The organism is Sulfitobacter sp. W002 (assembly GCF_025142135.1).
In the GTDB taxonomy this organism is placed as follows: Bacteria; Pseudomonadota; Alphaproteobacteria; order Rhodobacterales; family Rhodobacteraceae; genus Sulfitobacter; species Sulfitobacter profundi.
Genome location: NZ_CP081126.1, coordinates 2429558 through 2454771, shown reverse-complemented (window position 1 = coordinate 2454771; position 25214 = coordinate 2429558). Strand labels below are relative to the sequence as shown.

Here is a 25214-nt window from a genome sequence, read left to right as displayed (position 1 = left end):
CTGCATTGATCGTGACCCTCCCGGCCACCGCGCTGCACCGTGTGGCGGTTGTCCCTGCACAGATTACTGACCTGTATGGCAGCCTGTGGAAAGGCCGCGCGGTGCTTAGCGGTGGATATTCGCTGGATTGGGAGGTTCGGGGCCAGCCCTTGCTGCTGGCGCGCGTCGTGGTCGATTGGACGCTGCAGGGCCGCGACACCCAGCTGACCGGGGTCGCCCGTGCCACGCCTTGGGCGCTTGAAGCCCGAACGGTCGTGGGCCGCGCCGGGCCGGGGCTTATGGCACTTATCCCCGGGCTGGCGCTGAAAAACTGCACCTCACGCGCGGTGGTCGATCTGCAGAGCCTGAGCTGGCGCGAGGGCCGTGCCGCGGCGGCGGGGATGGTTTCGGTCGAGGCAGGCAACTGCGAGGATTTGCTGGGCCGCGCCGCATCGGTACCGCAGATGACGCTTGATCTGACCACGCAGGGCAATGATGCCCGCGGCCTGCTGCGCGACCGCGACAGCGTGCTGGCGGAACTCACCGTGACCGGCGACCGCCGCGTGATTGCGCGGGTCGAACCCGAAGGGGCAGTCTTGGTGCCCGGCATGCCGACCGGCGGCCCGATCATCATCGAATACCCTTTCTAAGTCACCAGATTGTTCAGGTTGACGATCGGCAACAGGATCGACAGCACCAAAAGCATCACGATCCCGCCCATAATCAGCAGCACGGCCGGCTCGACCAGCGCCACCAGTGCTGCAACCAGCGCATTCAGGTCGCGTTCTTGATCATCGGCGGCGCGGGTCAGGGTCGCGCCCAGCACGCCGCCTGCTTCACCGCTGGCCACCATGGCGATCAGCATCGGCGGAAACACCTTGGCCTCCTCTAGCGCCTGCGACAGGGCCACCCCTTCGCGCACCCGCGCCGTGGCCTGAGTGACCTTCGCGCGGATATGCAGGTTCGGCACCGTCTGCGCCGCCGCAGCCAACGCATCGACCAAAGGCACGCGGCTGACCGTCAGGGTCGCGAGGGTGCCCGCGAACTGCACCGCATTGGTCTTGAGCGAGAACCCCCGCGTCAGCACCGAGCGCGACAGGAAACGGTGCCAGCGCAGCCGGACCGCGGGCTGCCGCAGCAGGCTTACTGCCGCCAGTCCCGTGGCGGCCAACCCCCCAAGGACCACGAGCCCCCAAGCGTTGATAAAGTCGCTCACCGAGATCAGCGCCCGGGTCAGAAACGGCAGTTCCGCCCCGCGTGAGGTAAAGACGCGCACGATGTCGGGCACAACGAATGTCAGCAGCGCCACGATCACCGCCAGCGACACCACGGCAAGGATCGCCGGATACAGCAGCGCCAGTTGCACCGTCTGGCGGTTCTTGGCACGGGTTTCCACAAAGCCCGAAAGATGCTCCATCACCTGACCCAATTGGCCCGAGGTCTCTCCCGCCGCCACCGAGGCGCGGTAGAAATCGCCAAAGACATTCGGGTAATCGCCAAGCGCCTGAGCAAAGCTGCGACCCTCTAGGACCGAGGCGCGCAGGTTGAGCAGCAGCGAGGTCACCGCCGGTTTTCCGCTTTGATCCGCCACGGTTTTCAGCGCCTGTTCGACCCCAATGCCCGACCCGACAAGCGTGGCCAATTGCCGTGTCAGCAGCGTCAGCGCCCGGCGCGGGATGCGAGGCTTGCCAAAACCCGATTGCTTGGCGGTCTTGCTCTGTTTTGTCGGCTCGACAGAGAGCGGCGCGAGGTTGCGCTGGCGCAGATTGCTGCGGGCGGCGGCGGCGCTGGCGGCCTCGATGATGCCCTTGGTCGATTTGCCCGCAGGGGTCAGGGCTTCATAGGCAAAGGCGGGCATCAGTCAGCCTCCGGTGCGGGCGTGGCATCGGGCGCTGGCGGGGGGAGAACCGCGCCCTCATGGATTGCGCGAGCGACCTCTTGCGCCGTGGTCATGCCTGCGCGCATCTTGGCGATGCCGTCTTCCAGAATGCCCGGACCCCGCGCCCGCGCCGCGGCGATCAGGCTGGCTTCGGATTGGCCTTCGTGCATCATCCGCTCAAGATCGCCATCGACCTCGATGATCTCGTACAGTGGCAGGCGCCCGCGATGCCCGCTGTTTTGGCAATTGTCGCAGCCCATGCCTTTCTGAACGATTTCTCCGGGTTTGACCTTGCCCGCCAGAAGATCGCTTTCGGTCTGGGTGACGGTGTGATCCGCTAAACAATCCGGACAATTGCGCCGCACCAGACGCTGGGCGATCAGCCCGCGCAGCATTGGTGCCAGCAGGAACCGCTCTACCCCCATCTCCACCAACCGCGAGACCGCGCCGATGGCCGTATTAGTGTGTAGGGTCGAAATCACCAAATGCCCGGTCATCGCCGATTCCACCGCAATCTGGGCGGTTTCGCGGTCGCGGATTTCGCCCACCATGATGACATCGGGGTCTTGCCGCAGGATCGCGCGCAGCCCGCGAGCAAAGCTGAGGTCGGTCTTGGCATTGACCTGCATCTGGCCCACGCCATCCATCGTGTATTCAATCGGGTCCTCGACCGTCATGATATTACGCTGCCGGTCGTTGAGCATGTCGAGCCCGGCATAGAGCGTTGTGGTCTTGCCCGAACCGGTGGGGCCGGTCACCAGCACCATGCCATCAGGCAGGGCAAGGATACGTTTCAGCACAGTGTTATCGCGCGGCGACAGGCCCAGATGGTCGATGCCGCGCAGCGTCTGGCCACGGTCCAAGAGACGCAGCACCACCCGTTCGCCGAACTGCGACGGAATGGTCGAGATCCGCACGTCGAGGTCATAGCCGCCAACCCGCAGCGACACCCGTCCGTCCTGCGGCAGGCGCTTTTCGGCGATGTCGAGCTTGCCCATGACCTTGATCCGGCTCACCAGCAAGGGCGCCAGTGCGCGTTTGGGGCTGATCACTTCGCGCAGAATGCCGTCGACGCGGAAACGCACCAGCAGACGGCGCTCTTCGGTCTCGATATGCACATCCGACGCGCCTTCCTTGACTGCTTCGAGCAGCAGCGCGTTGATCAGCCGCACCACTGGGGCATCGTCGTTCTGCGCCAGAAGGTCGTCAATCGAGGCTGCGGTATCTGCAAGCGTGACCAGATCGTCATCGGCATCGGCGGCCACCTGCGCGGCCTCGGACGCGGAATCGCGATACAGCGTGCCAAGCGCGGCCTCGAATTCCGTGGTGCCGACTTCTTCGAAGGTCAATGTCGTGCCGCAGACCCGCTGCGCTTCGATCAGCGCCTCCAGCGGCGCATCGCTGCGATACTGGCACAGCGGACCCTCGGCGCCGGGGGTCACGATGACGCCATGGCTTTGGGCAAAGCCGTAGGCGAGGCGGGTCAGGAGGCTTGGTTCAGGCATCACAGGGCTCCCAGCAGCAGACGGGCCGAAATCACACCGGGCGCCGGGCGGCGGTCGATTTCGAGCGCCTCAAGGGTCACGTCATGCTGTTCTTCGAGATCGGCAAGCCAAAGCAGCAGGGTGGCAAAGGGCGTGTCGTCCAAGGTTACGCGGATGCCGTCGTTTTCGGGCTCAATCCGGCGCAGGGTCAGCTGCGCCGCGCTGGCTGAACTGGTGATCCGGGTGGCAAGCGGGGTGTCATTGATCGGCGCAGTCGGCGCGATCTTGGTCTGGGCGGCCAGTGCTGCGGTGTCCTGCACAAGGCGGTACGCCGCGATATCGGCCCGCGCCTGCGCTTCACCCGCTTGCAGCGGCATCCATGCAAAACGGTAAAGCGCCACCAAAAGGGCCAGCGGGATCACTAGGGCGATGAGCAGTTTTTCGCGCCTGCTGAGCCGATCAAAACCTGTCATCCGCCCGCCCCTTTGGTGATGCGCATCTCAACTTCCGCGCCGCCATTTCCAGCGGTGGCCGCCCCGCTGCGCACGGCAAAGCCTGCGGTTTCAAGTTCCTGCTCAATGCGTTGCAGGTCTTCCAGCCCGGGGCTTTGCATCAGCACCACCAGTGTATTGTCGCGCCGCCCCCAAGACAGGCGGCGGAACCCCACGCTGGCAGGGTCTGAGGCCAATGTGCCCGCGACCTCGTTCAGCAGCGGCAAGAAGGGGCCGCGCCCCTCGTCACTGGGGGCCGGGGTGAGCCGTGCGAGGATCGGCCCGACATCCCCGGTCAGCGGGACGCCGGGCAGTATGTTTGCAATGGCGGCTTCGGCTGCGAGGCGTTCCTGCTGCGCGATGCGTTTGAGGGCGGCGGTGTCAAAGGCCGTCAGGCCAAGATGGATCAACAGCGCGGCACCGGCAGCCACCGCGGCCCATCGCCATGCCGCAACCCCTTCGGCCCCTGTCGTGCGCTGGCGTGCAAAGCTGAAAGCAAGGTCGCGCGGGTCCGGTGGCGGCGGTGCGGCAGAGAGGTCTTCGGCTGGCAAAGCGTCACCCAGCGGTTCGGCGAGCGCGTAGAGCTTGGGGTGTCCCGAGCGGCTCCAGAATAGCGGTAGCATCTCGGTCCGCAGGGCAAATCCGGTGCCGTCCGAGCAACGTACCACCGCCCGGTCGCCCTCGCGCCAGACAGACCACGCCGGGCCGTCCCCGGCATCGGGGCGCGGAATCATCAGAAACTCCGGCAGATAGGACGCATCGGCGGCGGCGATCTCAGCCATGATCTCTTGCGACAGGACAAAGGCCAGCAATTGACCCGGATCGGCGTTCTCAAGCGGGCCTTGGATCACCTGCACCGACTGGATCGGGGCGGCGATACGGTCTTCGACGGCAAAGGTCAGCAAAGCGCGCCGTTGGCGGGCAGTGGCGCGGGGCACATCGACCAGAAAGCTGCCGACCTGTTCGGCGGCCACAAGCCTTGCGGATAGGCCATTTTCTTTAGGGCAATAGGCATCGGCGCGGGCCAGTAGCCCGGCGGTGGCAGGAGACAGCAAAGGTTTCAAAGTATTTTCATCGCGCAGGCCTATGGGGCGCTCAGAGGCGTCCAATTCTGACGTAATACCTTGATTACTCACGTAAAATTGCCTTTTCAATCATCCTGTTTTTACCATAGTATAGCCAAAGCCACGCGACAGATAGGGGAACAGTTTCATGGGCCATCGGAAAAACTTGCGTCAAGCGTGCCCGCGCACTCATCCAGCGCGCAAAGGCGCGCGTAACCCCGAGGCCGGGGTGACCCTGATCGAGATGATGGTGGTGCTGGTGATCATCGCGCTGGTGGCCGCGATCATCGTGCCCAACGTCATTGGCCGCCCCGATGAGGCGCGGGCCACGGTGGCGCAATCGGACATTCGCGCGGTCAGTTCGGCGCTGGAACTTTACCGCCTAGATAACCGCACCTATCCCACGACCACACAGGGGTTGGAGGCGCTGGCTGTGCGCCCGACCTCCCCGCCCGAGCCGCGCAACTGGGTGGCGGGGGGCTATCTGACCGCCGTGCCGATTGACCCTTGGGGCAATGATTACCTCTATGCCTCGCCGGGGCAGACTGGCGGCTTTGACCTGATGTCGTTGGGCGCGGATGGCGCACCGGGGGGCGAGGGCGCCAATGCAGACATCGCACATGGGCAGTTGCAGGCCAACAGGTGACCCAAATCTCCGCCACATCCACATCCACATCGTCGGGCCGACACCGGCTGCCCGATGCTGGCGTGACACTGGTGGAGGTGCTTGTCGTTCTCGCTCTGATCGGCATTCTGGCCGGAGTGGTGGGGCTGAGTTTTGGCTCCGGTCCGCGCGGCGATGTGGCAGGGCAGGAGGCGGACTTGCTGGTGGCGCGGCTGAACCGAGCGGCGGATGAGGTGATCTTGACCGGGGTGCCCCTGGGGTTTGTCTGGGCGGCCGAAGGCTATCGTTTTGATTTATATGATGGCGACAGATGGCAGGCGCATGATCTGCCGATCCTCGCCGCGCCGCATCTATTTGACGGCGGCACCCGGATCGCCGATGCGGCGGGCAGCTTGGTGCTGTCGCGCGACATGGACCCCGGTGTGTCCGGGCCATTGACGCTGGAACTGTTGTCGGGCGCAGGCGCTTCGGAAGTGATCCGTTTTGACGGTCTCAACGCCGCCCGGTTGGAGGGGGCGCAATGAGGCGGCAGGCGGATGCAGGCTTTACCCTGATCGAAGCTTTGGTGGCAATGGCGGTGCTGGCGCTTGGGGCGGTGTCTTTGCTCTCGGCCAGCGAGGGTCATACCCGCCGCATCACCGATCTGTCGGACCGCGTCGCCGCCCGCTGGGCCGCAGAATACCGCCTGTCGGAACTGCGCGCCGGGCTGCCAGCGGCGACCTCAGCATTGGAAATCTATGGCGTCGACTTTGACATCACAGTGACCCGCCGTCCCACCGAAGACCCGGCGGTCGAGGCCGTGACCCTGCGCAGCGCGATCGCGGGCAGCGACCAGCCGCTTTACGTGTTGGATGGGTATCTCGATATTGGAGCGCCGTCATGATCCCGATAGCACCCCTTGGCAGATGGCTGCGGCTTGCCGTGATCCTTGGCGCCTTGGGCAGCGTGGCGGTGGCCGGGGCGGATGTGACATGGCGGGTGATGGGCCATGACCGGGTGATGCCGCCCGTCGCCGTGCTGCGCGCGCCTGTCGAAGCGCAAACCGCCCCCACCGATCTCGGCCCCGCCTTGGCGCTGGCGCCTTTTGGCGCCGCCGAGGTGGCGGTGGCCGAGGTCGAAGCCGTCGAGGCGCCGCTCAATCTGGTCCTTCTGGGCGTGATCGTGCGCGATGATCCCAGCCGTTCGCTGGCCCTGCTGCGCTCGGACCAATCGGAGGGCAACTACCGCATTGACGAGGAGGTGGCACCGGGCACCACGCTCACCGCCATCGCGCAGGACCGCGTGACCCTCAGCAAGGATGGCGCTGAAATTGTGCTCTATTTTGCAGGTGCCGAGGCCACTCCGGACGCCGAGGCCGTGCCGACCGGCGCAGAGCGGCTGATGGCGCTGATCACTTCGGGGAAGGGCGGGTCGATCAGCGAACAGGTCGATGCCGCGTCCCGGGCAGAGCCTGTCACCACGCAGGACTATATCGACATGTGGCGTAAGCGCATCATCGCCAATCCGGCTCAGGTGCTCGACACGATTGGTTTGGTGCCGGGGGAAAAAGGCTATACCATCGCAGAAAAGCACGACGTGGGTGTAAACCGCGCTGGTTTGAGGGCAGGAGACATCGTGACAAGTGTGAACGGGCAGAGTGTCGGCAACGTGGATAAGGATCGCGCGCTTTATGACGTGATCGCCGAATCCGGCCTTGCCCGCATCGAAGTGGAAAGGGATGGCCGCACGATCGTGATGTCATTCCCGCTGCAGTGACCCGTCCGCTCACTCTCCTTGCCGCCCTGATGCTGGGGCTGCTGACCCTCTTGCCTGCCCCGTCGCGGGCACAAGAGACCTTTGTCATCAATCTGCGCGATGCGGATATCTCGCTCTTGGTCGAGCAAATCTCTGAGATTACCGGCCGGACCTTGGTGCTGGACCCGGGCCTTGTGGGTGAGGTGACTGTCGTCTCTGCCGAGGCGCTGGATGCCGAAGGCGTCTGGTCGCTGTTCCAGTCTATTCTGCGAGTGCGCGGCTTCGTCGCCGTTCAGGCTGGATCAATCTGGCAGGTGGTGCCTGAGGCCGAGGCCCGCACCGCGAGCGGCCCGAATCTGGGCGAGGCCGACGACGCAGGCAGTCAGGACTTCGTGACCGAGATGCTGCGTCTCAATCGCTTGCCCTCGGCAGAGGCCGTCCGAGTGCTGCGCCCGCTGGTGGCAGAATCGGGCTATATCGAAGCGGTCGAAGACCCCAACGGCGTGGTCATCACCGATACCCGCGCCAATGTGGACCGGATCATGGCAATCGCCCGCAGCTTTGACGGTGACGCGCTGGTGCGCTCCGAAGTGCTGCGCTTTCGCAGTGCTGATGCGGCGACCGTGGGCAATGCCATTCTTGAGGTGCTGGGCCCGGCAGGCACCGGCGCACGGCTCTCTGTCGATCCCGGATCGAACCTTTTGCTCGTGCGGGGCACGCCCGAAGACATCACCGAGATCCGCAACCTTGCCATCGCGATGGACGTGGCCCCACGCCGTGATCCGCGCGAGGCCGTGGCCACCACGGTCTTCAACCTGCAGTACGGCGATGCTCAGGTGATTGCCGACATCATCAAGGGCACCGTGGGCGAAGCCACCGACATCACCAATGTCGTGGCCGCCGATGTCGGTGCTGCGGCTGAGGCCGAGGAGGGCGCGGAGGGCGCCTTTGTCCCCCTGAGCCGCGTTGTGGCCCCAGATGCCGTCAATATCACGGCCTCAGTCGCAACCAATTCCATCATCGTGCGTGGCACCGCCGCGCAGGTTCAAGAGATCGGCCAACTGGTTCATGCGCTCGACGTGCGCCGCCCGCAGGTGATGATCGAAGCGGCCATCGTCGAGGTCTCGGGCGAGGTTGCCGAACGGCTTGGCGCGCAGCTTGGTCTGGGGCCGAACATTCCCACCGGTGCCATCGCCGCGACCAATTTTTCCAATGGCGGCGGGGTCTCGCTTGGCTCCGTTCTGTCGGCTGTCGGCGTGCCTGCGGGGTCCGCGCTCTCGACTGGGCTGACACTGGGCGCAGGGGGCAACGATTTTGGCATCCTCGTGCAGGCGTTGTCGCAATCGACCAGCGCGCGGCTCTTGTCCACGCCTTCGGTCACCACGCTCGACAACGAGCCTGCGACCATCGTCGTTGGCCAGAACGTGCCGTTCCGCACCGGCAGCTTTGCCACCGATGGCAATACCGCCACGCCTTTCACCACGATCGAGCGGCGTGACGTTGGCATCACCATGAACGTGGTGCCGCGGATCACCGCGGGCGGGGTGGTGCAACTGGTGATCGAACAGGAGATTTCGAGCCTCACCAATGCCAACGTTGAAGGCGCGGCTGACCTCGTGACCAACCGGCGGGTTATCAACACCACCGTCATGGCCGACAATCGCGGCACCGTGGTGCTGGGCGGGCTGATCACCGACGACCGGATCAACGGCAGCAGCAAGGTGCCGGGCTTAGGCGATCTGCCGGTGGTCGGCGAACTGTTCAAGACCCGCAACGGCCGCAACACCCAACGCACGCTTTTCGTCTTCCTGCGCCCCACCATCCTGCGCAGCCGCGAAGATATCTCGGCCGCCTCGGCCAACCGCTACAACAAGCTGCGATCAGCAGACTCGACGCCCCAGCCAAAGACCGTGCTGAAACAGCAGCAGGTGAAGCAGCTGCCACTGGAAATTCAGGGGCTGTATTGAGGTAGGGTCACACGGGTCACGTCCACGGTCGGATTATGGAACGATGACGTTGCGTTGATTGATCCGTAGGATTGGTGCTTAGAGCGGATCACTGCTGCATAGCCGCCTCTCCCCGAAGAACTGGCGTGGGGGGTTAGCATGATGCTACTATTGCCGTCAGTAAGCTCTGTAGCCCATCTATGGGGCGTACAGGGCGGTTTGACATGTGCTGTGAAAGTTATTGGGGAAAGCCGGGAAGCGCAAATCGAACTGCGCTCTCTGTTGCAGCATGGCGTTCGCAAAGCGCCCCCCAAGACTTGGCTCGATCTGGTGCCAACCTGTGCGAGATTAGTGCCCGCTTGATCCACTCCGACTATAAGGCGTCTGCTCAATATGTTCAGGAGCTTGGTCGTGAGGGGATTGCCGAGTCAGGCTTCGACTGGCTTGAGAAGGCCCGTTTATCGCAGAGTGACCCGCAACCAGAACCTCATGGGACACCAGTGCCCGGAGCGGTCGTTGAAGCATTAATTCGTTGATAAAAGTGGCAGCCCGTAGGGGAATCGAACCCCTCTTTCCAGGTTGAAAACCTGGCGTCCTAACCGATAGACGAACGGGCCACTCTTTGTCAGGTCAGTGCAGCGTTTCGTGTGTTGCTGCTCTGTCTGTGAGCGGACGTTTAAGTAATACTGCGGGGGGCTGCAAGCAGAAAAATGAACTTTTTCTAGAAAAAGTTTTCAGGCCCGCGCGGCGTCCTCCAGACGCAGTTGAACGGTCCGCCGACCGCGGAAATTATTGATGTCGAGACGCCCGGCGAGGTGGAAACGCGCGCCGCCGTGGTTTTCAAGCGCGGGGCCGAGGGGGCCGTCGTAGGCACCGAAAGAAATCGCCTCGAGGTTCGCGCCCAGACCGTCGCCAAAGCTGACTTTGAGGTGGTTCTCGCCCACCCGTTTGGCAAAGCGGATTTGCATGTCGGCGAAGGCATAGCGCGGGGCAGGGGCACCGGCGCCGAAGGGGCCGGCTTGGTCAACCATCTCGGCCAGCTCCACGGTGGCCGCGCCGGGCATCATCATGCCGCAGAGGTTTAGATCAGCGGGGCCAGCCAGATGCGCGCCCTGTTTGGTGAGCAATTCGCCAAGCCGTTCCATTGCCGCGTCGATCTTGTCTTCGGCCACCGTCAGACCCGCTGCCATCTTGTGGCCGCCGCCCTTGATCAGCAGCCCTTCGGCAGCAAGGCGCTGGATCGGCGCGCCAAGGTCGATGCCACTGATCGAGCGGCCTGAGCCTTTGCCGATGCCGTCTTCGACGCCGATGACGATGGAGGGGCGGTTGGCGGCTTCTTTCAGGCGCGAGGCGACGATGCCCACCACGCCGGGGTGCCAGCCGGGGCCAGCGGCCCATGCCAGCGGCCCGTCAAAGCCGCGCTCTTCGGCCTGTGCCATGGCGCTGGCGCGCACGGCGGCCTCGACCTCGCGGCGGTCGGTGTTGAGCTGGTCCAGCCGCTCGGCCAAGGCTGCGGCCTCATGCGGGTCGGCGGTGGCCAAAAGCCGCGCGCCAAGGTCGGCCTGCCCGATGCGCCCGCCCGCGTTGATGCGGGGGCCAAGCAGAAAACCGAGGTGATAGGCCGTGGGGGCCGTGTCCATCCGCGCCACATCGGCAAGGGCGGCCAGACCGGGGCGCGCGCGGCGGGCCATGACTTTCAGACCCTGCCGCACAAAGGCGCGGTTGACGCCGATCAGCGGGGCCACATCGGCCACGGTGGCCAGCCCCACGAGGTCTAGCATCCCCATGAGGTCCGGCCCCTTCTGGCCCGCTTCACGCAGCTGGCGGCCTGCTTCGACGAGCATCAGGAACACCACCGCAGCGGCGCAGAGATGGGCCAGCGTGCCGTCTTCGTCCTGTCTGTTGGGGTTCACTACGGCCAGCGCATCCGGCAGCGTCTCTCCGCCCAAGTGGTGATCGAGCACGATGACATCCGCGCCCTTGGCTGCCGCGATCGGCCCATGAGACAGCGTGCCGCAGTCGACGCAGATGATCAGGTCATGGTCGGCGGCCAGTGCCGACATGGCCTCGTCATTGGGGCCATAGCCTTCGTCGATACGGTCAGGGATATAAAGCGTCGCGCGGTGGCCCATGTCGCGCAGCCAGACGAGCAACAGCGCAGCGGAAGAGCCGCCATCCACGTCATAGTCAGCGAAAATCGCGATGCGTTCACGCTTTTGGAGGGCCGAGAGAAACCGCGTCGCCGCTGCCTCCATATCGCGCAAGCTGCGTGGGTCGGGCAGCAGGTCGCGCAGGGCGGGGGCCAGAAAACCCGCCGCCTCGGTGTCGACCACGCCGCGCCGGGCCAGCACTTGGCACACCGGGTCGGGCAGGCCCGCGCGCTGCACCAGCAGTTCCGCCGCGCGGGTCAGTTCCACGTCAGGGCCGATCCAGCGCCGCCCGCTCAAAGATGTTTCGACACCGAGAAAGCTCATGCGGACCTCATTTGGCCGTTATGGAAGGGGGTGGTAAGGGCCGATCTGGCCCTCACTCTGCCGGGGTGCGGTAGTTGATGCGTCGGACCGACCCGGTGCGCGAGCGCATGATCAGCGTCTCGGTGGTCAGCCAGCCCGGCTCGCGTTTCACGCCCGGTAGGATGTTGCCGCCGGTGACGCCCGTGGCGGCAAAGATCACGTCTTGGGTGACCATCTCGTCGCGCGAATAGATGCGGTCAAATTCGGTGATCCCGGCCTTGGCGGCGCGGCCCTTTTCGTCGTCGTTGCGGAACAACAGGCGGCCATACATCTGCCCGCCCATGCATTTCAGTGCGGCAGCGGCCAGCACGCCTTCGGGCGCGCCACCTTGGCCCATATACATGTCGATGCCGGTCTCGGGGTCAGCGCAGTGCATCACACCTGCCACATCGCCGTCGGTGATCAGGCGGATGGCGGCGCCGGTGGCGCGAACCTCGGCGATCATATCCGCATGGCGGGGACGCTCGAGGATGCAAACGGTGATGTCGGACGCCGCACAGCCTTTGGCGCGGGCCAGCGCTTCGACGCGCTCACCGGGGGTCATGTCGAGGGTGACGACATCGGTCTCAAAGCCCGGACCGATGGCGAGTTTGTCCATATAGGTGTCAGGCGCGTGCAACATGGAGCCGCGCGGCCCCATGGCGATCACGGTGAGCGCGTTGGGCATGTCCTTGGCGGTCAGCGTGGTGCCTTCAAGCGGGTCAAGCGCGATGTCCACGCCGGGGCCATTGCCGGTGCCGACCTCTTCGCCGATATAAAGCATGGGGGCTTCGTCACGCTCGCCTTCGCCGATGACCACGACGCCCGCGATGTCGAGCATGTTGAGCTGTTCGCGCATGGCGTTCACGGCAGCTTGGTCGGCGGCTTTCTCGTCACCCTTGCCGATCAGCTTGGCCGAGGCCAATGCGGCGGCTTCGGAAACACGGGCGAGGCCCAGTGAGAGCATGCGGTCTTGGAATTCGGCAGAAGCGGTCATGAGGTGTCCTTGGGTGCAATGTGTTTTCTGTCCTGTACCCTCGCGCGGGCCTCGGGGCAAGTTTTGGGTTGGGCGCAGGTAGCACTTGGCCCGGAAACAGCCGCAGGCGCCGGGCCGTCACGCCAAAGGCGCGCCGTATTATAAGGGCGCACCTTGGACGCGACCGGGTGGGCGATTTAGTGAGGCTGGGTGCTACGTTGCGAAGGTACATCATGGCTGCACCATAAAGTGGCAATATTCGCTGTCAGATCGCCGACCCGCGGGCAGGCGATGGCCCTCAACGCAAACCTTCAGACCTCTTCGATCCGCAACGCGACCGGCTCACCCGCCAGCACGCCCGTTTTATCCATATTCGCCAGCGCCTCAACCAGCGCATCGCGGCTGGTCTTATGCGTCACGATCAGAACCGGGGCAGAAGTGTCGGAATGTTCATACTGGCGCATCCGGTAGATGCTCACGCCCGCTTCGCCCAGCACGGTGGCGATTTTCGCCAGTGCGCCCGGTTTGTCGACCAGCGCCATGCGCAGATAATAGGGGGCAGGGCGCTGGCTGCTGGCGGGGGTGGTTTGCTCTAGTGTCTCGGCAGGCTGGCCAAAGACCGGCCCGCGCAACCCGCGCGCAATATCGCAGACATCGGCCATCACCGCGCTGGCCGTTGGACCTTCGCCCGCGCCGGCACCGCGCAGCACGATCTGCCCCACGGCGTCGCCTTCGATCACCACCATATTGGTGCCGCCGTCGAGTTGTCCCAGGGGCGAGGTCTGCGGCACGAGGCAGGGCATCATCCGCTGCTCCAGTCCGCGTCCGGTTTTCTGGGTGACGCCCAGCAGTTTGATCTTGTAGCCCATGTCGGCGGCGGCGCGGATGTCTTCGATGGCAACCCGCTCGATCCCCTCTAGCTGGATGCCGTCGAAGTCGATCTTGGTGCCGAATGCGATGGAGGACAGGATCGCCAGCTTATGCGCTGCATCGATGCCGCCCACATCCAATTGCGGATCGGCTTCGAGATAGCCCAGCCCATCAGCCTCGGCGAAAATCTCTTGATAGGTTTTGCCCGAGTCTTCCATCCGGGTGAGGATGTAATTGCACGAGCCGTTCATCACCCCCATGATGCGGGTGATCTCATTGCCAGCAAGCCCTTCCATCAGCGTCTTGATGACCGGGATGCCGCCCGCCACGGCGGCCTCATAGCGCAGGGCCACGCCTGCGCCTTCGGCCTGTTCGGCCAGCGCTTGGCCGTGCATCGCCAGCATCGCCTTGTTCGCGGTGACCACATGTTTGCCCGCCGCCAGTGCGGCTTCGGTCGCGGCCTTGGCGGGGCCGTCCGCGCCGCCCATCAGTTCGACGAAAACATCCACGTCATCGCGGGTCGCCAGTTTGACGGGGTCATCTTCCCAATCGTAGGAAGAGAGCGACAGCCCGCGATCCTTGTTGCGGGTGCGGGCAGAGACTGCAGAAACCGTCATCGCGCAGCCTGTGCGGGCCTCTAACAGGGCGGCCTGCTGGCGCAGAATGCGCAGCACACCCACGCCCACGGTTCCCAATCCGGCAATCCCGAGGCGAAGCGGCTTAGACATGGCGGTGGTCCTTCTGGTCTGATCCGAAAGGCCCGGCAAATGGGGCCGGGCATAGCCGCGATGTAGCGGGTTCGGCGTCTGCGTGCAACGCGCATACGCATCTCAGACATGCCTGTTTATTCAGCTTCTGCACTGGTTTCGGCGGCCTGACGTGCGCGCCGCAACTCAGCGGCCTTTGCCCGCAGACGCGCCACCCGTGTCGCGGTCGTGGCATTGGTGCTTGTCGTCCCGATCCGTCCGGCGCGGGCTTCAAGCTGTGCGGCTCGCCCCGAAAGTTCGGCTTCGGTCCGAACGGGGTCGATGCGCCCGGCGGTGGCCTTGGCCAAAAGCGGGTCAATCGGCACCAAATCGGGGTAGGGCGCTGCCTCAAGCTCTGGGGTAATCGTGCGGTCGAGTTCGGGAAACTGCGTGCAGCCCGCAATCAGCGAGACACCCAAAAACAGGGCGGTGATCGAAAGGGGGCGGGGCGTACGCATGAGGGTCATGCCTCGTTCTGCCCCAGTGGCAATCTTCGCGCAAGCGGGGTTTGCTTTTGAACGCTTGTTCATTAAATTGCCGCCATGGCAAGAACCACAGGCTCCCATTCAGATATCACCGGCCCGCGTGTGCGCGCGGCTGCGCTGCGGCTTTTTGCACGGGGCGGCTATGCCGCCGTGTCAATGCGCGCGATTGCTGCTGAGGTTGGCGTTCAAGCCGGGGCGCTTTATAATTACACGCCCGATAAACAAAGCCTGCTGTTTGACCTGATGCAGGCGCATATGACTGACCTGTTGGCCGAAACGCCCAGCGATGCGAGCCGCTCCGCACTGCAGCAGTTGCAGGACTTCGTCGCCTTCCACATCCGCTTTCACGCGGATCGGCCTGATGAGGTTTTCATCGCCTATATGGAATTGCGCAATCTGACGGAGGAGAATTTCGCCGTGATCGAGCGCCTGCGCCGCGACTATGAGGACCGGTTGGAAGCGATCCTTCGTTCTGGGGTCGCCAACGGCGATTTCGCCGTTGCCGATACCAAGATCGTGACGCTGGCGATCATCGCGATGCTGACGGGTGTGAACACATGGTACCGCGCGGGCGGGCGGCTGTCGCTGGATGAGGTCGTCGCGCAATATTGGGATATGGTGCGCAAGGCCGTGACCGCCTAAGCGGCCACGGCCCTTCGGTTCAATGCGCGGGGCGGATGAAAGTCCCGTTGTTGAGATCGCGCATTGCCTGCTGCAATTCGGCGCGGGTGTTCATCACGATCGGCCCATGCCACGCCACCGGCTCTTCGATCGGCGCGCCTGAGATCAGGAGGAAGCGCACGCCTTCCTCGCCAGCCTGAACCGTCACCTCATCCCCGGTGCCAAAGCGGATCAGCGTCCGGTCACCCGACATGTCGCGGATGTTGACCTCTTCGCCGCCGACCTCTTTCTCAAGCAACACGCCCGAGGGGGCAGAGGCATCGGCGAAAGCGCCCGCGCCTTGAAAGACATAGGCAAAGGCCCGGCGGTAGGTGTCGATCTTGAAGGTTTTCTTGACGCCTGCGGGCACGAAAACATCCAGATACTGCGGGTCAGCCGCGATGCCATCGACGGGGCCGCGTTTGCCCCAGAACTCGCCGGTGATGACTTTTACCCGCGTGCCGTCGTCGTCGGTCACCACCGGGATATCGCTGGATTTCATATCCTGATAGCGCGGCGCGGTCATCTTTTGCGCCGATGGCAGGTTCCCCCAAAGCTGGAAACCATGCATCTGCCCGGCGGCATTCCCGCGCGGCATTTCTTGGTGCAGGATGCCCGATCCGGCCGTCATCCATTGCACATCGCCCGCGTTCAAATCGCCGGTGTTGCCTAGCGAATCCGCGTGTTCCACGGTGCCTTCGAGCACATAGGTGATCGTCTCGATCCCGCGGTGCGGGTGCCAAGGGAAGCCCTTTTCAAAGTCTTCAGGCCGGTCGTTGCGGAAGTCGTCGAACAGCAGAAAGGGGTCCAGCTCTGACGGGTCGTGGAAGCCGAAGGCGCGGTGCAATTTGACGCCTGCGCCTTCCATCGTGGGCGTGGCGCGGCGGGTTTCCAATGTGGGTCTGAGGGACATGATGCTCTCCTTTGCGGTTGCTTAGAAGATAGGCGGTGGCGGTGTCCTCAACAATTGGCCCCGGCGAACGGAGGCTGTGCAAATTTGCGCAGCTTCAACAATTTGGCACATTCACTGCCAGCCCGCCGAGCGAGGTTTCCTTGTACTTCTCGCTCATATCCGCGCCGGTTTGGCGCATGGTCTCGATACAGGCGTCCAGCGGCACCAGATGCGTGCCGTCGCCGCGCAGCGCCAATGAGGCCGCCGAAACCGCCTTGATCGCGCCCAGCCCGTTACGTTCAATACAAGGCACCTGCACCAGCCCTTTGACCGGGTCGCAGGTCATGCCGAGGTGATGCTCCAGCGCGATTTCGGCGGCGTTTTCAATCTGCTGCGGGGTGCCGCCCATCACGGCGCAAAGCCCGGCGGCGGACATGGCGGCGGCACTGCCGACTTCGGCCTGACAGCCTGCCTCGGCGCCTGAGATTGAGGCGTTGTATTTGACCAGCCCGCCAATCGCGGCGGCGGTGAGCAGGAAGTCTTCGATATGCGCCTCAGACGCGCCGGGGACATGGTCGAGGTAATAGCGCAGGGTGGCGGGCATCACGCCTGCGGCCCCGTTGGTCGGCGCGGTCACGACCTGCCCGCCTGCGGCGTTTTCCTCGTTCACCGCCATGGCATAGACGCTCATCCAATCGTTGATCGTATGCGGGGCGGATTGGTTCTGTCCGCGCTCCGCCATCAACGCATCGTAGATGCCCTTGGCGCGGCGTTTCACCTGCAACCCGCCGGGCAGGGTGCCATCGGTCGTCAGCCCGCGGTCGATACAATCGCGCATCACCTGCCAGAGCCGTTTGCTGCCTTCGCGCAGGTTCTCGGCCCCGCCACGCGCCTCTTCGTTGGCGCGTTTCATACCTGCGATGCTCTTGCCGGATTTCGCTGACATTTCAAGCATCTCTGCGGCGGACTTGAAAGGGAAGGGCACCGGCGCGCCCTCATCCGTGTCCTTGCCCGCGGCCAGTTCCTTTTCGGTCATCACGAAGCCGCCGCCGATGGAATAATAGGTCTCGCGCAAGGTGACGTCGCCTTGGGCATCGGTGGCCATCAGCATCATGCCGTTGGCATGGCCCGCAAGCTTGGTGTCGTAGTCGAAGATCATGTCGCGCTCAGGATCGAAGCGCAGTTCGGGCAGGCCGTCGACGCTGATACGCCGGGTCTGTTTGATCTCTTCCAACACCTTCTCGGCGGCTTCGGCGTCATAGTCCTCGGGCGTGAACCCGGCGAGGCCGAGGATCGTGGCGCGATCGGTGGCATGGCCCACCCCGGTAAAGGCCAGACTGCCGTGCAACGAGGCGCGCAGCCCGGCAAATTGGAAAGGCGAGGCGCGCATCAGGTCAAGGAAACGCCCCGCCGCCACCATCGGCCCCATGGTATGCGAAGACGAAGGGCCGATGCCCACTTTGAACATGTCGAAGACGGAAAGAAACATCAGGTGGCGGACCCTTTTATGGTTGCGGGTGTCGGGGCGCGGTGGAACGGGTATCGCCCAGACCTTTGGCGCATTGCAAGCGGTGTGGGCCGATCCAACCATTTCCTGCCGCCGCTTGGCGCGCTGAAAGCGACAGGGCGCGCGCTCTGGCCGTCCTGTCGCATTGCCGTGCGTCCAAAAACCGCCGACTTGCCTCTCGCACCCTATGCCAATTCGCCCTATAACGCGGCAAACGCCTGAGAGGGAGCACCCGATGTCCGGAGACCTATCACCGATCGACAAGGCCAAATTCGTGGCCGCGAAACGGGCCTGTGAGTTCGTGGAAGATGGGATGCGCGTGGGCCTTGGCACCGGATCTACGGCGGCGTGGCTTGTGCGCTGTCTGGGCGAGTTGGTGCGCGACGATGGGCTGCGGATCAAAGGCGTGCCGACCTCCTCGCGCACGGCGCAACTGGCGCGGGAGGTGGGGATCGAGGTGATCTCGCTCGATGAGGCGAAATGGCTCGACCTGACGATTGACGGCGCGGATGAGTTCGACGCAGAGCTGAACCTCATCAAAGGCGGCGGCGGCGCGTTGCTGCAAGAAAAGATCGTGGCGACCGCCAGCGACCAGATGGTGGTGATCGCCGATATCGGCAAAGAGGTGCATCATCTGGGGGCATTCCCCCTGCCGATCGAGGTGATTCCCTTTGGCTGGCAGACCACGCAGGCGCTGGTCGAAGAGACGCTGATCTCTATGGATGTGCTGGGCCAAAGCTCGACCCTGCGGATGAACGGCGAGGTGCCTTTCATCACCGACGAGGGGAACTATATTCTAGACCTGCGGCTGGGGCGCATCGGCAATGCGCGGCAACTAGCGCTGGTGTTGAACCAGATGCCCGGCGTGGTGGAAAACGGCCTGTTCATAGATATCTGTGACGCGGTTGTGATCGGCTACGGGGATGGCAGGGTCGAGGTGCGAGACATAAATGAAGGCACTGTGGCGACCGACCGGCTGGAATTCGTCGAGACCGACAACCTGTTTTCCGACCTCAGCGATTAACGCCCAAGAGCGATCCACGCGCGATCCCGCGCAAGACCAAAATATGCGCGATCCCGCGCAATACCAAAAACGACTAAGAGAGGCGCCAAATGGCCAAGAATGAATTCGACTACGACCTGTTTGTCATCGGTGGCGGCTCGGGCGGTGTGCGCGCGGCGCGCGTCGCGGCGGGCGAGCATGACGCCAAGGTCGGACTGGCCGAAGAAGACCGCTATGGCGGCACCTGTGTGATCCGGGGCTGTGTGCCCAAAAAGCTGATGGTCTTTGCCTCGGGCTACGCCGATGTGGTGGATGAGGCGAAATGCTTTGGCTGGGATCTGAAAGCTGGGCCCTTCGATTGGCATGACTTCAAAGGCCGTCTGAACACCGAGTTGGACCGCCTCGAAGGCGTCTATCGCAAGCTTCTGAAGAACTCCGGCGTTGACACATTCGACGCCCGCGCGCGGATCAAAGACCCCCATACCGTCGCGCTTTCCGACGGCACCGAGAAGACCGCGAAACACATCCTCATCGCCAGTGGTGGTCGCCCCGTGCGCCCCGAGATCGAGAATGCCGAACTGGGGCTGGTTTCTGACGATCTGTTCCACCTTGAGAAGCTGCCGAAGTCGATCCTGATCATCGGCGGCGGCTATATCGCCTGTGAATTCGCCTGTATCCTCAACGGCTTGGGTGTCGAGGTGACGCAATACTACCGCGGTGCGCAGATTCTGCGCGGCTTTGACGACGAAGCCCGCGGCATGGTGGCCGAGATGATGCAGGAAAAGGGGATCGACCTGCATCTTGGCACCAACATTCTGGAAATGTCGCCCAGCCACGAAGACGGCAGCGGCCCAATGAAGGTCAAGCCAACCAACGGCACCGAAAAGATGTTCGACCAAGTGCTCTTTGCCACTGGCCGCCGCCCCAACAGCGACGACATGGGGCTGGAAGAACTGGGGGTGAAACTGGGCCGCAGCGGTGCGATCGAAGTGGATGAGTACAGCCAGACCGCCGTGCCCTCTGTCTATGCCATCGGCGACGTGACCAACCGGATTAACCTTACGCCCGTGGCGATCCGCGAGGGCATGGCCTTTGTCGAGACCGTCTTTGGCGGCAACCCGACGCCGGTGGATCATGATCTGGTGCCTTCGGCGATCTTCACCCAGCCCGAGATGGGCACCGTAGGGCTGAGCGAGGAGGCCGCGCGGGAGGCGGGGCCGATCGAGGTCTATGCGACCTCCTTCAAACCGATGCAGGGCGCTTTCGCGGGCAAGGCCGACCGGGTGCTGATGAAGCTCATCGTCTGCGCCGAGACGCGGGTCGTGCTGGGCTGTCATATCGTCGCACCAAATGCGGGCGAGTTGATCCAGATGGTCGGCATCGCGCTCAAGATGGGGGCCACGAAAGAGCAGTTTGACGCCACCTTCGCGGTACACCCAACCATGTCCGAAGAGCTGGTGACGATGCGTAATCCGACCCGCACGGCTTGAATATCGCGCGAAAGCGTACAATTTTTGGAACGATAGGCCGCATGGGCGGCCGAGAGGGGAACATATCAATGGCAGGAAATTCGCAAGGCCCCTGGGGGGGCGGCGGAGGCGGCAACCGGGGCAACGGCGGAGACCGGGGCACCAATGGTGACCGCGGCAACGGGGGACGCAACGACGGGCCACAGGGTCCACGCGGGCAGGGCGGTGACCGCCCCCAGATGCCCGAGATCGACGATCTGGTGCGCAAGGGCCAAGAGCAGCTGCGCGTCCTGATGGGCGGCCGTGGTGGTGACCGGGGCAATGGCACCGGCGGCGGCGGCCGCGGCTCAGGCGGGCCGGGGGTGACCCGTTCGACCATTGGTATTGCCCTTTTGGCCGGCGTGGCGCTTTGGGGTTTTGCCAGCTTTTATACCGTGCGGCCCGAACAGCAGTCGATTGAACTGTTCTTGGGCGAATTTTCCGGCATTGGCACCGAGGGTCTGAACTTTGCTCCATGGCCGCTGGTCACGGCAGAGGTTTTTGACGTCACCACCAACCGCACCGAAGAACTTGGCGTGCGGCGCGGCACGGGCGGCAACGAAGGCCTGATGCTGACCACCGATGAAAACATCGTCGACATCGACTTTCAGGTGGTCTGGAACATCAAGAACGCGCGCGATTTCAAATTCTCGCTGCGCGATCCCGAAGCCTCCGTGCGTGCGATTTCCGAATCCGCAATGCGCGAAGTCATCGCCCAGTCCGAACTCGCACCGATCCTCAACCGGGACCGTGGTGCCGTTGCAGACCGGGTGAAAGAGTTGATCCAAACCACGCTTGATAACCGCAAAACCGGCATCAACGTGCTGCGTGTCAACGTGAACAAGGTCGACCCGCCCAGCCAGACCGTGCAGGTCACCGATGCCAATGGCAACACGACCACACAGTCGGTCGTCGATGCCTTCCGCGACGTGCAAGCGGCGGAGCAGGAGCGTGACCGGGTAGAGCGTCAGGCCGATGCCTATGCCAACCGCCGCACCGCCGAAGCCCGCGGTGAATCCGCGCAGCTTTTGGAAGCTTCCGAAGGGTATCGCGCCCGTGTGGTGAACGATGCTGTGGGTGAAGCCAGCCGTTTTGAGGCCGTCTTGGAAGAATACCGCAACGCGCCCGACGTGACGCGCAAGCGTCTGTACCTTGAGACCATGGAAAAGGTGCTGGGCGACGTGGATAAAATCATCCTCGAAAACGGCAGCGGCCAAGGCGGGCAGGGCGTCGTTCCCTATCTGCCACTCAATGAATTGCGGCGCGGCGGAGGGTCGAACTGATGCGGAAAACAAGTCTTATCATTCCCATCTTGGTGATCGCCATCGTGGGTGTTCTCTCGGCTGTCTTCGTTGTGGACGAGCGCGAAAAAGCGCTGGTGCTGCGTTTTGGTCAGATCAAACAGGTTCGCAATGAGCCGGGCATCGGCTTCAAAGTGCCCTTCTTGGATGAGGTCGTGCGCTACGAAGACCGCATTCTGTCGCTGGAAACTCCGGTAATCGAAGTCACCCCCGCCGATGACCGTCGTCTGGAAATCGATGCCTTCGTGCTCTACCGGATCGACGACATGGTCCAGTACCGCCAAGCTTTGGGTGCGGGCGGTGAACGTCAGGCCGAAAGCGAAATGGGCGGCATCATGGAAAGCCAAATCCGTGCCGTGCTCGGTTCGCAGGGCGTGACCTCCAATACGATCCTGTCGCCCGAGCGGTCGGACCTGATGGAGCAAATTCGTGTCCGCGCCGATGCCCGTGCACAGGCGCTTGGCCTCAAGGTCGTCGATGTGCGTCTGCGTCAGACCAACCTGCCCGAGCAGAACTTTGACGCGACCCTGCAACGGATGATCGCCGAACGTGAGCGTGAAGCCACCGATGAACGCGCCCGTGGCCGCGAGGCGGCGCAGCGTGTGATCGCCCTTGCTGACCGGACCTATGAAGAGATCCTGTCGGAGGCGCGTCGGGACGCACGGATCATCGAAGGTGAGGCGGACGCTCAGCGAAACAACATCTTCGCGCAGTCTTACGGTCAGGATCAGGAGTTCTTTGAATTCTACCGGTCGTTGACCGCCTATGAGCAGGCCCTGCGGGGCGAAAACTCGACCATGGTGATGTCGCCGGACAGCGAGTTCTTCAACTACCTGCGCTCCGACCGCAATCCTTCGACCACTGTCGATGCGAACGCAACGCCGCAGACAGCGGCAGAGGCACAGGTCCAGACGCCAGCCGAGGCACCACAAACCGACGCGCCGGCGGCGGAACCTGCGCCAGCGGACGATAGCGCTGCTGCCGACGACACGCAGGAGGAGGCCGCCCCTGCGGCCCCCACCACGCCTGAGCCTGGCACGCCTGCACCTGTCGCGCCGGACGCGGAGGCCGACCAGCCAGCCGCGGTCGACGAATGAGCCTAGTTCTACTGGCTTTAGGGTCGGTTCTGATATTCGAGGGGCTGGTGTACGCACTGGCCCCTTCGTTTTTGGAGCAGATGCTGGAAATGCTCCGCCGCATCCCTGAGGCGGCGCTGCGCCAACTCGGCGCACTGGTGGTGGTCGCCGGATTGATACTTGTCTGGCTGGCGTTTCAATTGGGCGTCTAAAGGCCGGATCAGGGGTGGAAGGACGTTCGGTTTCGCCGCGCGTTCTGCCAAGGCACAGGGGCCCGAGCCGTAAATCATCAGTCGCGTGCCCGTTGAAATGCCCGTGATCGGCCCCATCTTTGCTGTTGCAGCGCGTCCTTTGGGAATGCACTCTGCCCACGTTGGCAACAACAGGAACAATCAGGAGACGATGAATGCAGGCCAAGGCGGTTTCCCTGTCCAAAACAGCACAACACACCCAATGGATGCGAGCGATGGCAATGGGGGTGATGGCGCTGACCCTCTTGATCCTGCAAGCCAGCATGGCGCTGGCCAAACCTGAAAGCCTCGCCCCGCTTGCGGAAAAGATCAGCCCCTCGGTGGTGAATATCACCACGTCTACCACGGTTGAGGGCCGCACCGGGCCGCAGGGCATCGTTCCCGAAGGTTCCCCTTTCGAAGACTTCTTCCGCGAGTTTCAGGACCGCAACAACGACGGCGAGGGCAACCGCCCGCGCCGTTCCTCGGCGCTTGGCTCGGGCTTTGTGATTTCCGAAGATGGCTATGTGGTGACCAACAACCACGTGATCGAAAGCGCCGATGAGATCACGATCGAATTTTTCTCGGGCGAGGAACTGGTCGCCAAGGTGATCGGCACCGACCCCAAGACCGACATTGCGCTGCTGAAGGTCGAAGCCAGCCAGCCGTTGCCCTTCGTTTCTTTCGGCGACAGCAACGCCGCGCGTGTGGGGGACTGGGTGATCGCCATGGGCAACCCGCTGGGGCAGGGCTTTTCGGTCTCTGCGGGTATCGTCTCGGCCCGCAACCGGGCGCTCTCGGGCACCTATGACGACTACATTCAGACTGATGCTGCGATCAACCGGGGCAACTCGGGCGGGCCGCTGTTCAACATGGATGGCGAGGTGATCGGCGTGAACACCGCGATCCTGTCGCCCAATGGCGGCTCCATCGGGATCGGCTTTTCGATGGCCTCGAACGTGGTCACCCGCGTGATCGACCAGTTGCAGGAATACGGTGAGACCCGCCGCGGCTGGCTGGGTGTGCGCATTCAGGACGTGACCGATGATGTGGCCGACGCCATGGGCCTCAAGAAAGCCGTTGGGGCCTTGATCACAGACGTGCCGGAAGGCCCGGCGCGGGAAGCAGGGCTCAAGACCGGTGACGTGATCAAATCCTTCGATGGCGTCGAAGTCGTCGATACCCGCGGTCTGGTGCGTCAGGTGGGCAACAGCCCCGTGGGCGCGACGGTTCGCGTGACCGTGCTGCGCGATGGCAAAACCCAGACCATCAAAGTTGTGCTGGGCCGCCGCGAAGAGGCCGATGGCGCTGTGCCTGCGGATATGGACGAAAACACCGATGACGGCACCGAGGCAGAGCCGCAGTCGACCATGCTGATGGGCCTGACCCTGATGCCGCTTACGGATGATCTGCGCGCCGAACTAGGGGCCGATGACGATATGAACGGTCTTGCCGTGACGGATGTGGATCAAACGTCGGAGGCCTTTGAGAAGGGTCTGCGCATGGGTGACATCATCACCGAAGCGGGGCAGGAACAGGTGACGAGCATCGCTGAACTGGAAGCGCGGATTGCCGCAGCGAAAGAGGCTGGCCGCAAGTCTCTGCTGCTGCTGGTGCGCCGTGGCGGCGACCCGCGATTTGTCGCGCTGTCGCTGGCAGAGTGATCCGCTACCGTGGTTTGGAAAGGGCGCCTCCGGGCGCCCTTTTTCGTTGGGGGATCAGCCGCCCTGCCGGGGCACCGCGACAAGCCCAAGCGCACGGGCGGTGGTAAGCGACAGCACCTCGCTGTTCGGGCCCTGTTTGGCCTGATAGCGCCGCACGGCGAGCCGTGTCGCCCTGTCCATCTCACCGGTGATCGGCCCAGCATACAGCCCGCGTGCCTGCAGCGCCCGTTGCAGGGTGCTGTTGAACTCTGGCGTCAGCACATCCGGGCAGGGGGTCTCGAACCAGTTGTCTATCCGTGCGCGCACGATCTCTTGGCGGGTCTCTGTCTTGTAGACGGGTGGTTTGGCGATGCTGCCATCGGGGTTCATCTTAGCCGGAGTGACTTCGACCTGTTCGGTCACCGTCTCTATCACCGCCGGGCTGACTGTGCGGCCCCAGCAACTTCCCTCCGGGGCGCCTGCGGGGCCGTTGCGGGTGGCTTCCAGCACCCCCGGCTCAGGGCGCGGGGTGGTCGGCGCCGCCGTCTCGCAGCCCGCGATACCGGCGACGAGCAGCAGCAAGGCCGCGCGCTGTAATGTGGATCGGAGGGGAGGGGGCTGTG

The 25214-nt window shown here is 63.8% G+C and carries 24 protein-coding genes and 1 tRNA gene; 13 read left to right on the top strand and 12 right to left on the bottom strand.

What is annotated here, in order from left to right:
* Positions 1–11: 11 nt before the first annotated feature.
* Positions 12–629: a type II secretion system protein N gene (locus K3758_RS12050; RefSeq protein ID WP_259945233.1), complete on the top strand. Its 618-nt coding sequence runs from the start codon at positions 12–14 to the stop codon at positions 627–629.
* Here the strand turns inward: K3758_RS12050 and gspF are convergent.
* Genes gspF through gspL form a run of 4 tightly spaced genes read right to left on the bottom strand, consistent with a single transcriptional unit; the run spans position 626 to position 4969 of the window.
* Complete coding sequence (gene gspF / locus K3758_RS12045; RefSeq protein ID WP_259945231.1) at positions 626–1837, bottom strand: type II secretion system inner membrane protein GspF; 1212 nt, start codon at positions 1835–1837, stop codon at positions 626–628. The genes K3758_RS12050 and gspF overlap by 4 nt on opposite strands.
* Positions 1837–3363 carry a GspE/PulE family protein gene (locus K3758_RS12040; RefSeq protein ID WP_259945229.1) on the bottom strand — a complete coding sequence of 509 codons (1527 nt, stop codon included), beginning with the start codon at positions 3361–3363 and terminating at the stop codon, positions 1837–1839. Before K3758_RS12040 ends, gspF begins: the two co-directional genes overlap by 1 nt.
* The gene (locus K3758_RS12035; RefSeq protein ID WP_259945227.1) at positions 3363–3815 is read right to left on the bottom strand and encodes a type II secretion system protein M; all 453 of its coding nucleotides are present in this window, start codon (positions 3813–3815) and stop codon (positions 3363–3365) included. Before K3758_RS12035 ends, K3758_RS12040 begins: the two co-directional genes overlap by 1 nt.
* Entirely contained in the window at positions 3812–4969 is a 1158-nt protein-coding gene (gene gspL, locus K3758_RS12030) for a type II secretion system protein GspL (protein ID WP_259945225.1), read from the bottom strand. Before gspL ends, K3758_RS12035 begins: the two co-directional genes overlap by 4 nt.
* 76 nt (positions 4970–5045) lie before the next feature.
* Between gspL and gspG the strand changes: the two genes are divergently transcribed.
* From gspG to gspD, 5 genes are read left to right on the top strand one after another with little or no spacing between them, the layout of a single operon-like run.
* Entirely contained in the window at positions 5046–5543 is a 498-nt protein-coding gene (gene gspG, locus K3758_RS12025) for a type II secretion system major pseudopilin GspG (RefSeq protein WP_259945222.1), read from the top strand.
* Entirely contained in the window at positions 5540–6046 is a 507-nt protein-coding gene (locus K3758_RS12020) for a prepilin-type N-terminal cleavage/methylation domain-containing protein (protein ID WP_259945220.1), read from the top strand. Before gspG ends, K3758_RS12020 begins: the two co-directional genes overlap by 4 nt.
* The gene (gene gspI, locus K3758_RS12015) at positions 6043–6405 is read left to right on the top strand and encodes a type II secretion system minor pseudopilin GspI (protein ID WP_259945218.1); all 363 of its coding nucleotides are present in this window, start codon (positions 6043–6045) and stop codon (positions 6403–6405) included. The genes K3758_RS12020 and gspI overlap by 4 nt, the downstream gene beginning before the upstream one ends.
* Positions 6402–7277 carry a type II secretion system protein N gene (locus tag K3758_RS12010; RefSeq protein WP_259945216.1) on the top strand — a complete coding sequence of 292 codons (876 nt, stop codon included), beginning with the start codon at positions 6402–6404 and terminating at the stop codon, positions 7275–7277. The genes gspI and K3758_RS12010 overlap by 4 nt, the downstream gene beginning before the upstream one ends.
* Complete coding sequence (gene gspD, locus K3758_RS12005) at positions 7274–9223, top strand: type II secretion system secretin GspD (RefSeq protein ID WP_259945213.1); 1950 nt, start codon at positions 7274–7276, stop codon at positions 9221–9223. The genes K3758_RS12010 and gspD overlap by 4 nt, the downstream gene beginning before the upstream one ends.
* A 521-nt stretch (positions 9224–9744) precedes the next feature.
* Here the strand turns inward: gspD and K3758_RS12000 are convergent.
* The 5 genes from K3758_RS12000 to K3758_RS11980 all read right to left on the bottom strand — a co-directional run bounded on the left by K3758_RS12000 (position 9745) and on the right by K3758_RS11980 (position 14753).
* A tRNA-Glu gene (locus tag K3758_RS12000) sits at positions 9745–9819 on the bottom strand.
* A 117-nt stretch (positions 9820–9936) separates the two neighbouring features.
* Positions 9937–11676 (bottom strand): single-stranded-DNA-specific exonuclease RecJ, encoded by a 1740-nt coding sequence (gene recJ, locus K3758_RS11995; protein WP_259945211.1) that lies wholly within the window; start codon positions 11674–11676, stop codon positions 9937–9939.
* Between the two features lie 52 nt (positions 11677–11728).
* Positions 11729–12691, bottom strand: coding sequence for a class II fructose-bisphosphatase (gene glpX / locus K3758_RS11990; RefSeq protein ID WP_067624535.1), 963 nt, complete (start codon positions 12689–12691; stop codon positions 11729–11731).
* Positions 12692–12981: 290 nt separating this feature from the next.
* Positions 12982–14268: a homoserine dehydrogenase gene (locus K3758_RS11985; protein ID WP_259945207.1), complete on the bottom strand. Its 1287-nt coding sequence runs from the start codon at positions 14266–14268 to the stop codon at positions 12982–12984.
* Positions 14269–14384: 116 nt separating this feature from the next.
* Complete coding sequence (locus K3758_RS11980; RefSeq protein WP_259945204.1) at positions 14385–14753, bottom strand: hypothetical protein; 369 nt, start codon at positions 14751–14753, stop codon at positions 14385–14387.
* A 75-nt stretch (positions 14754–14828) separates the two neighbouring features.
* Here K3758_RS11980 and K3758_RS11975 point away from each other — a divergent pair, with 75 nt between their 5' ends.
* Positions 14829–15413 (top strand): TetR/AcrR family transcriptional regulator, encoded by a 585-nt coding sequence (locus K3758_RS11975; RefSeq protein WP_259945202.1) that lies wholly within the window; start codon positions 14829–14831, stop codon positions 15411–15413.
* Positions 15414–15432: 19 nt separating this feature from the next.
* Here the strand turns inward: K3758_RS11975 and K3758_RS11970 are convergent, their stop codons facing one another.
* Both K3758_RS11970 and K3758_RS11965 read right to left on the bottom strand, forming a co-directional pair.
* Positions 15433–16344, bottom strand: coding sequence for a pirin family protein (locus K3758_RS11970; protein WP_259945200.1), 912 nt, complete (start codon positions 16342–16344; stop codon positions 15433–15435).
* Between the two features lie 94 nt (positions 16345–16438).
* Positions 16439–17812: an L-serine ammonia-lyase gene (locus K3758_RS11965; RefSeq protein WP_259945196.1), complete on the bottom strand. Its 1374-nt coding sequence runs from the start codon at positions 17810–17812 to the stop codon at positions 16439–16441.
* A gap of 253 nt (positions 17813–18065) precedes the next feature.
* On the opposite strand from K3758_RS11965, the gene rpiA reads away from it, so the two are divergent.
* The 6 genes from rpiA to K3758_RS11935 all read left to right on the top strand — a co-directional run bounded on the left by rpiA (position 18066) and on the right by K3758_RS11935 (position 24612).
* Positions 18066–18854, top strand: a complete 789-nt coding sequence (gene rpiA / locus K3758_RS11960) for a ribose-5-phosphate isomerase RpiA (protein ID WP_259945194.1) — start codon at positions 18066–18068, stop codon at positions 18852–18854.
* An 89-nt stretch (positions 18855–18943) separates the two neighbouring features.
* Positions 18944–20323, top strand: a complete 1380-nt coding sequence (gene gorA / locus K3758_RS11955; protein ID WP_259945191.1) for a glutathione-disulfide reductase — start codon at positions 18944–18946, stop codon at positions 20321–20323.
* 68 nt (positions 20324–20391) lie between these two features.
* Positions 20392–21624: an FtsH protease activity modulator HflK gene (gene hflK, locus K3758_RS11950; protein WP_206054295.1), complete on the top strand. Its 1233-nt coding sequence runs from the start codon at positions 20392–20394 to the stop codon at positions 21622–21624.
* Complete coding sequence (locus K3758_RS11945) at positions 21624–22739, top strand: protease modulator HflC (protein WP_259945182.1); 1116 nt, start codon at positions 21624–21626, stop codon at positions 22737–22739. Before hflK ends, K3758_RS11945 begins: the two co-directional genes overlap by 1 nt.
* Positions 22736–22930, top strand: coding sequence for a DUF2065 domain-containing protein (locus K3758_RS11940; protein ID WP_120351421.1), 195 nt, complete (start codon positions 22736–22738; stop codon positions 22928–22930). The genes K3758_RS11945 and K3758_RS11940 overlap by 4 nt, the downstream gene beginning before the upstream one ends.
* 254 nt (positions 22931–23184) lie before the next feature.
* Positions 23185–24612: a DegQ family serine endoprotease gene (locus tag K3758_RS11935; RefSeq protein WP_409202630.1), complete on the top strand. Its 1428-nt coding sequence runs from the start codon at positions 23185–23187 to the stop codon at positions 24610–24612.
* A 54-nt stretch (positions 24613–24666) separates the two neighbouring features.
* Here K3758_RS11935 and K3758_RS11930 read toward each other — a convergent pair whose 3' ends face one another.
* Entirely contained in the window at positions 24667–25173 is a 507-nt protein-coding gene (locus K3758_RS11930; protein ID WP_311201513.1) for a peptidoglycan-binding domain-containing protein, read from the bottom strand.
* Between the last annotated feature and the right edge of the window lie 41 nt (positions 25174–25214).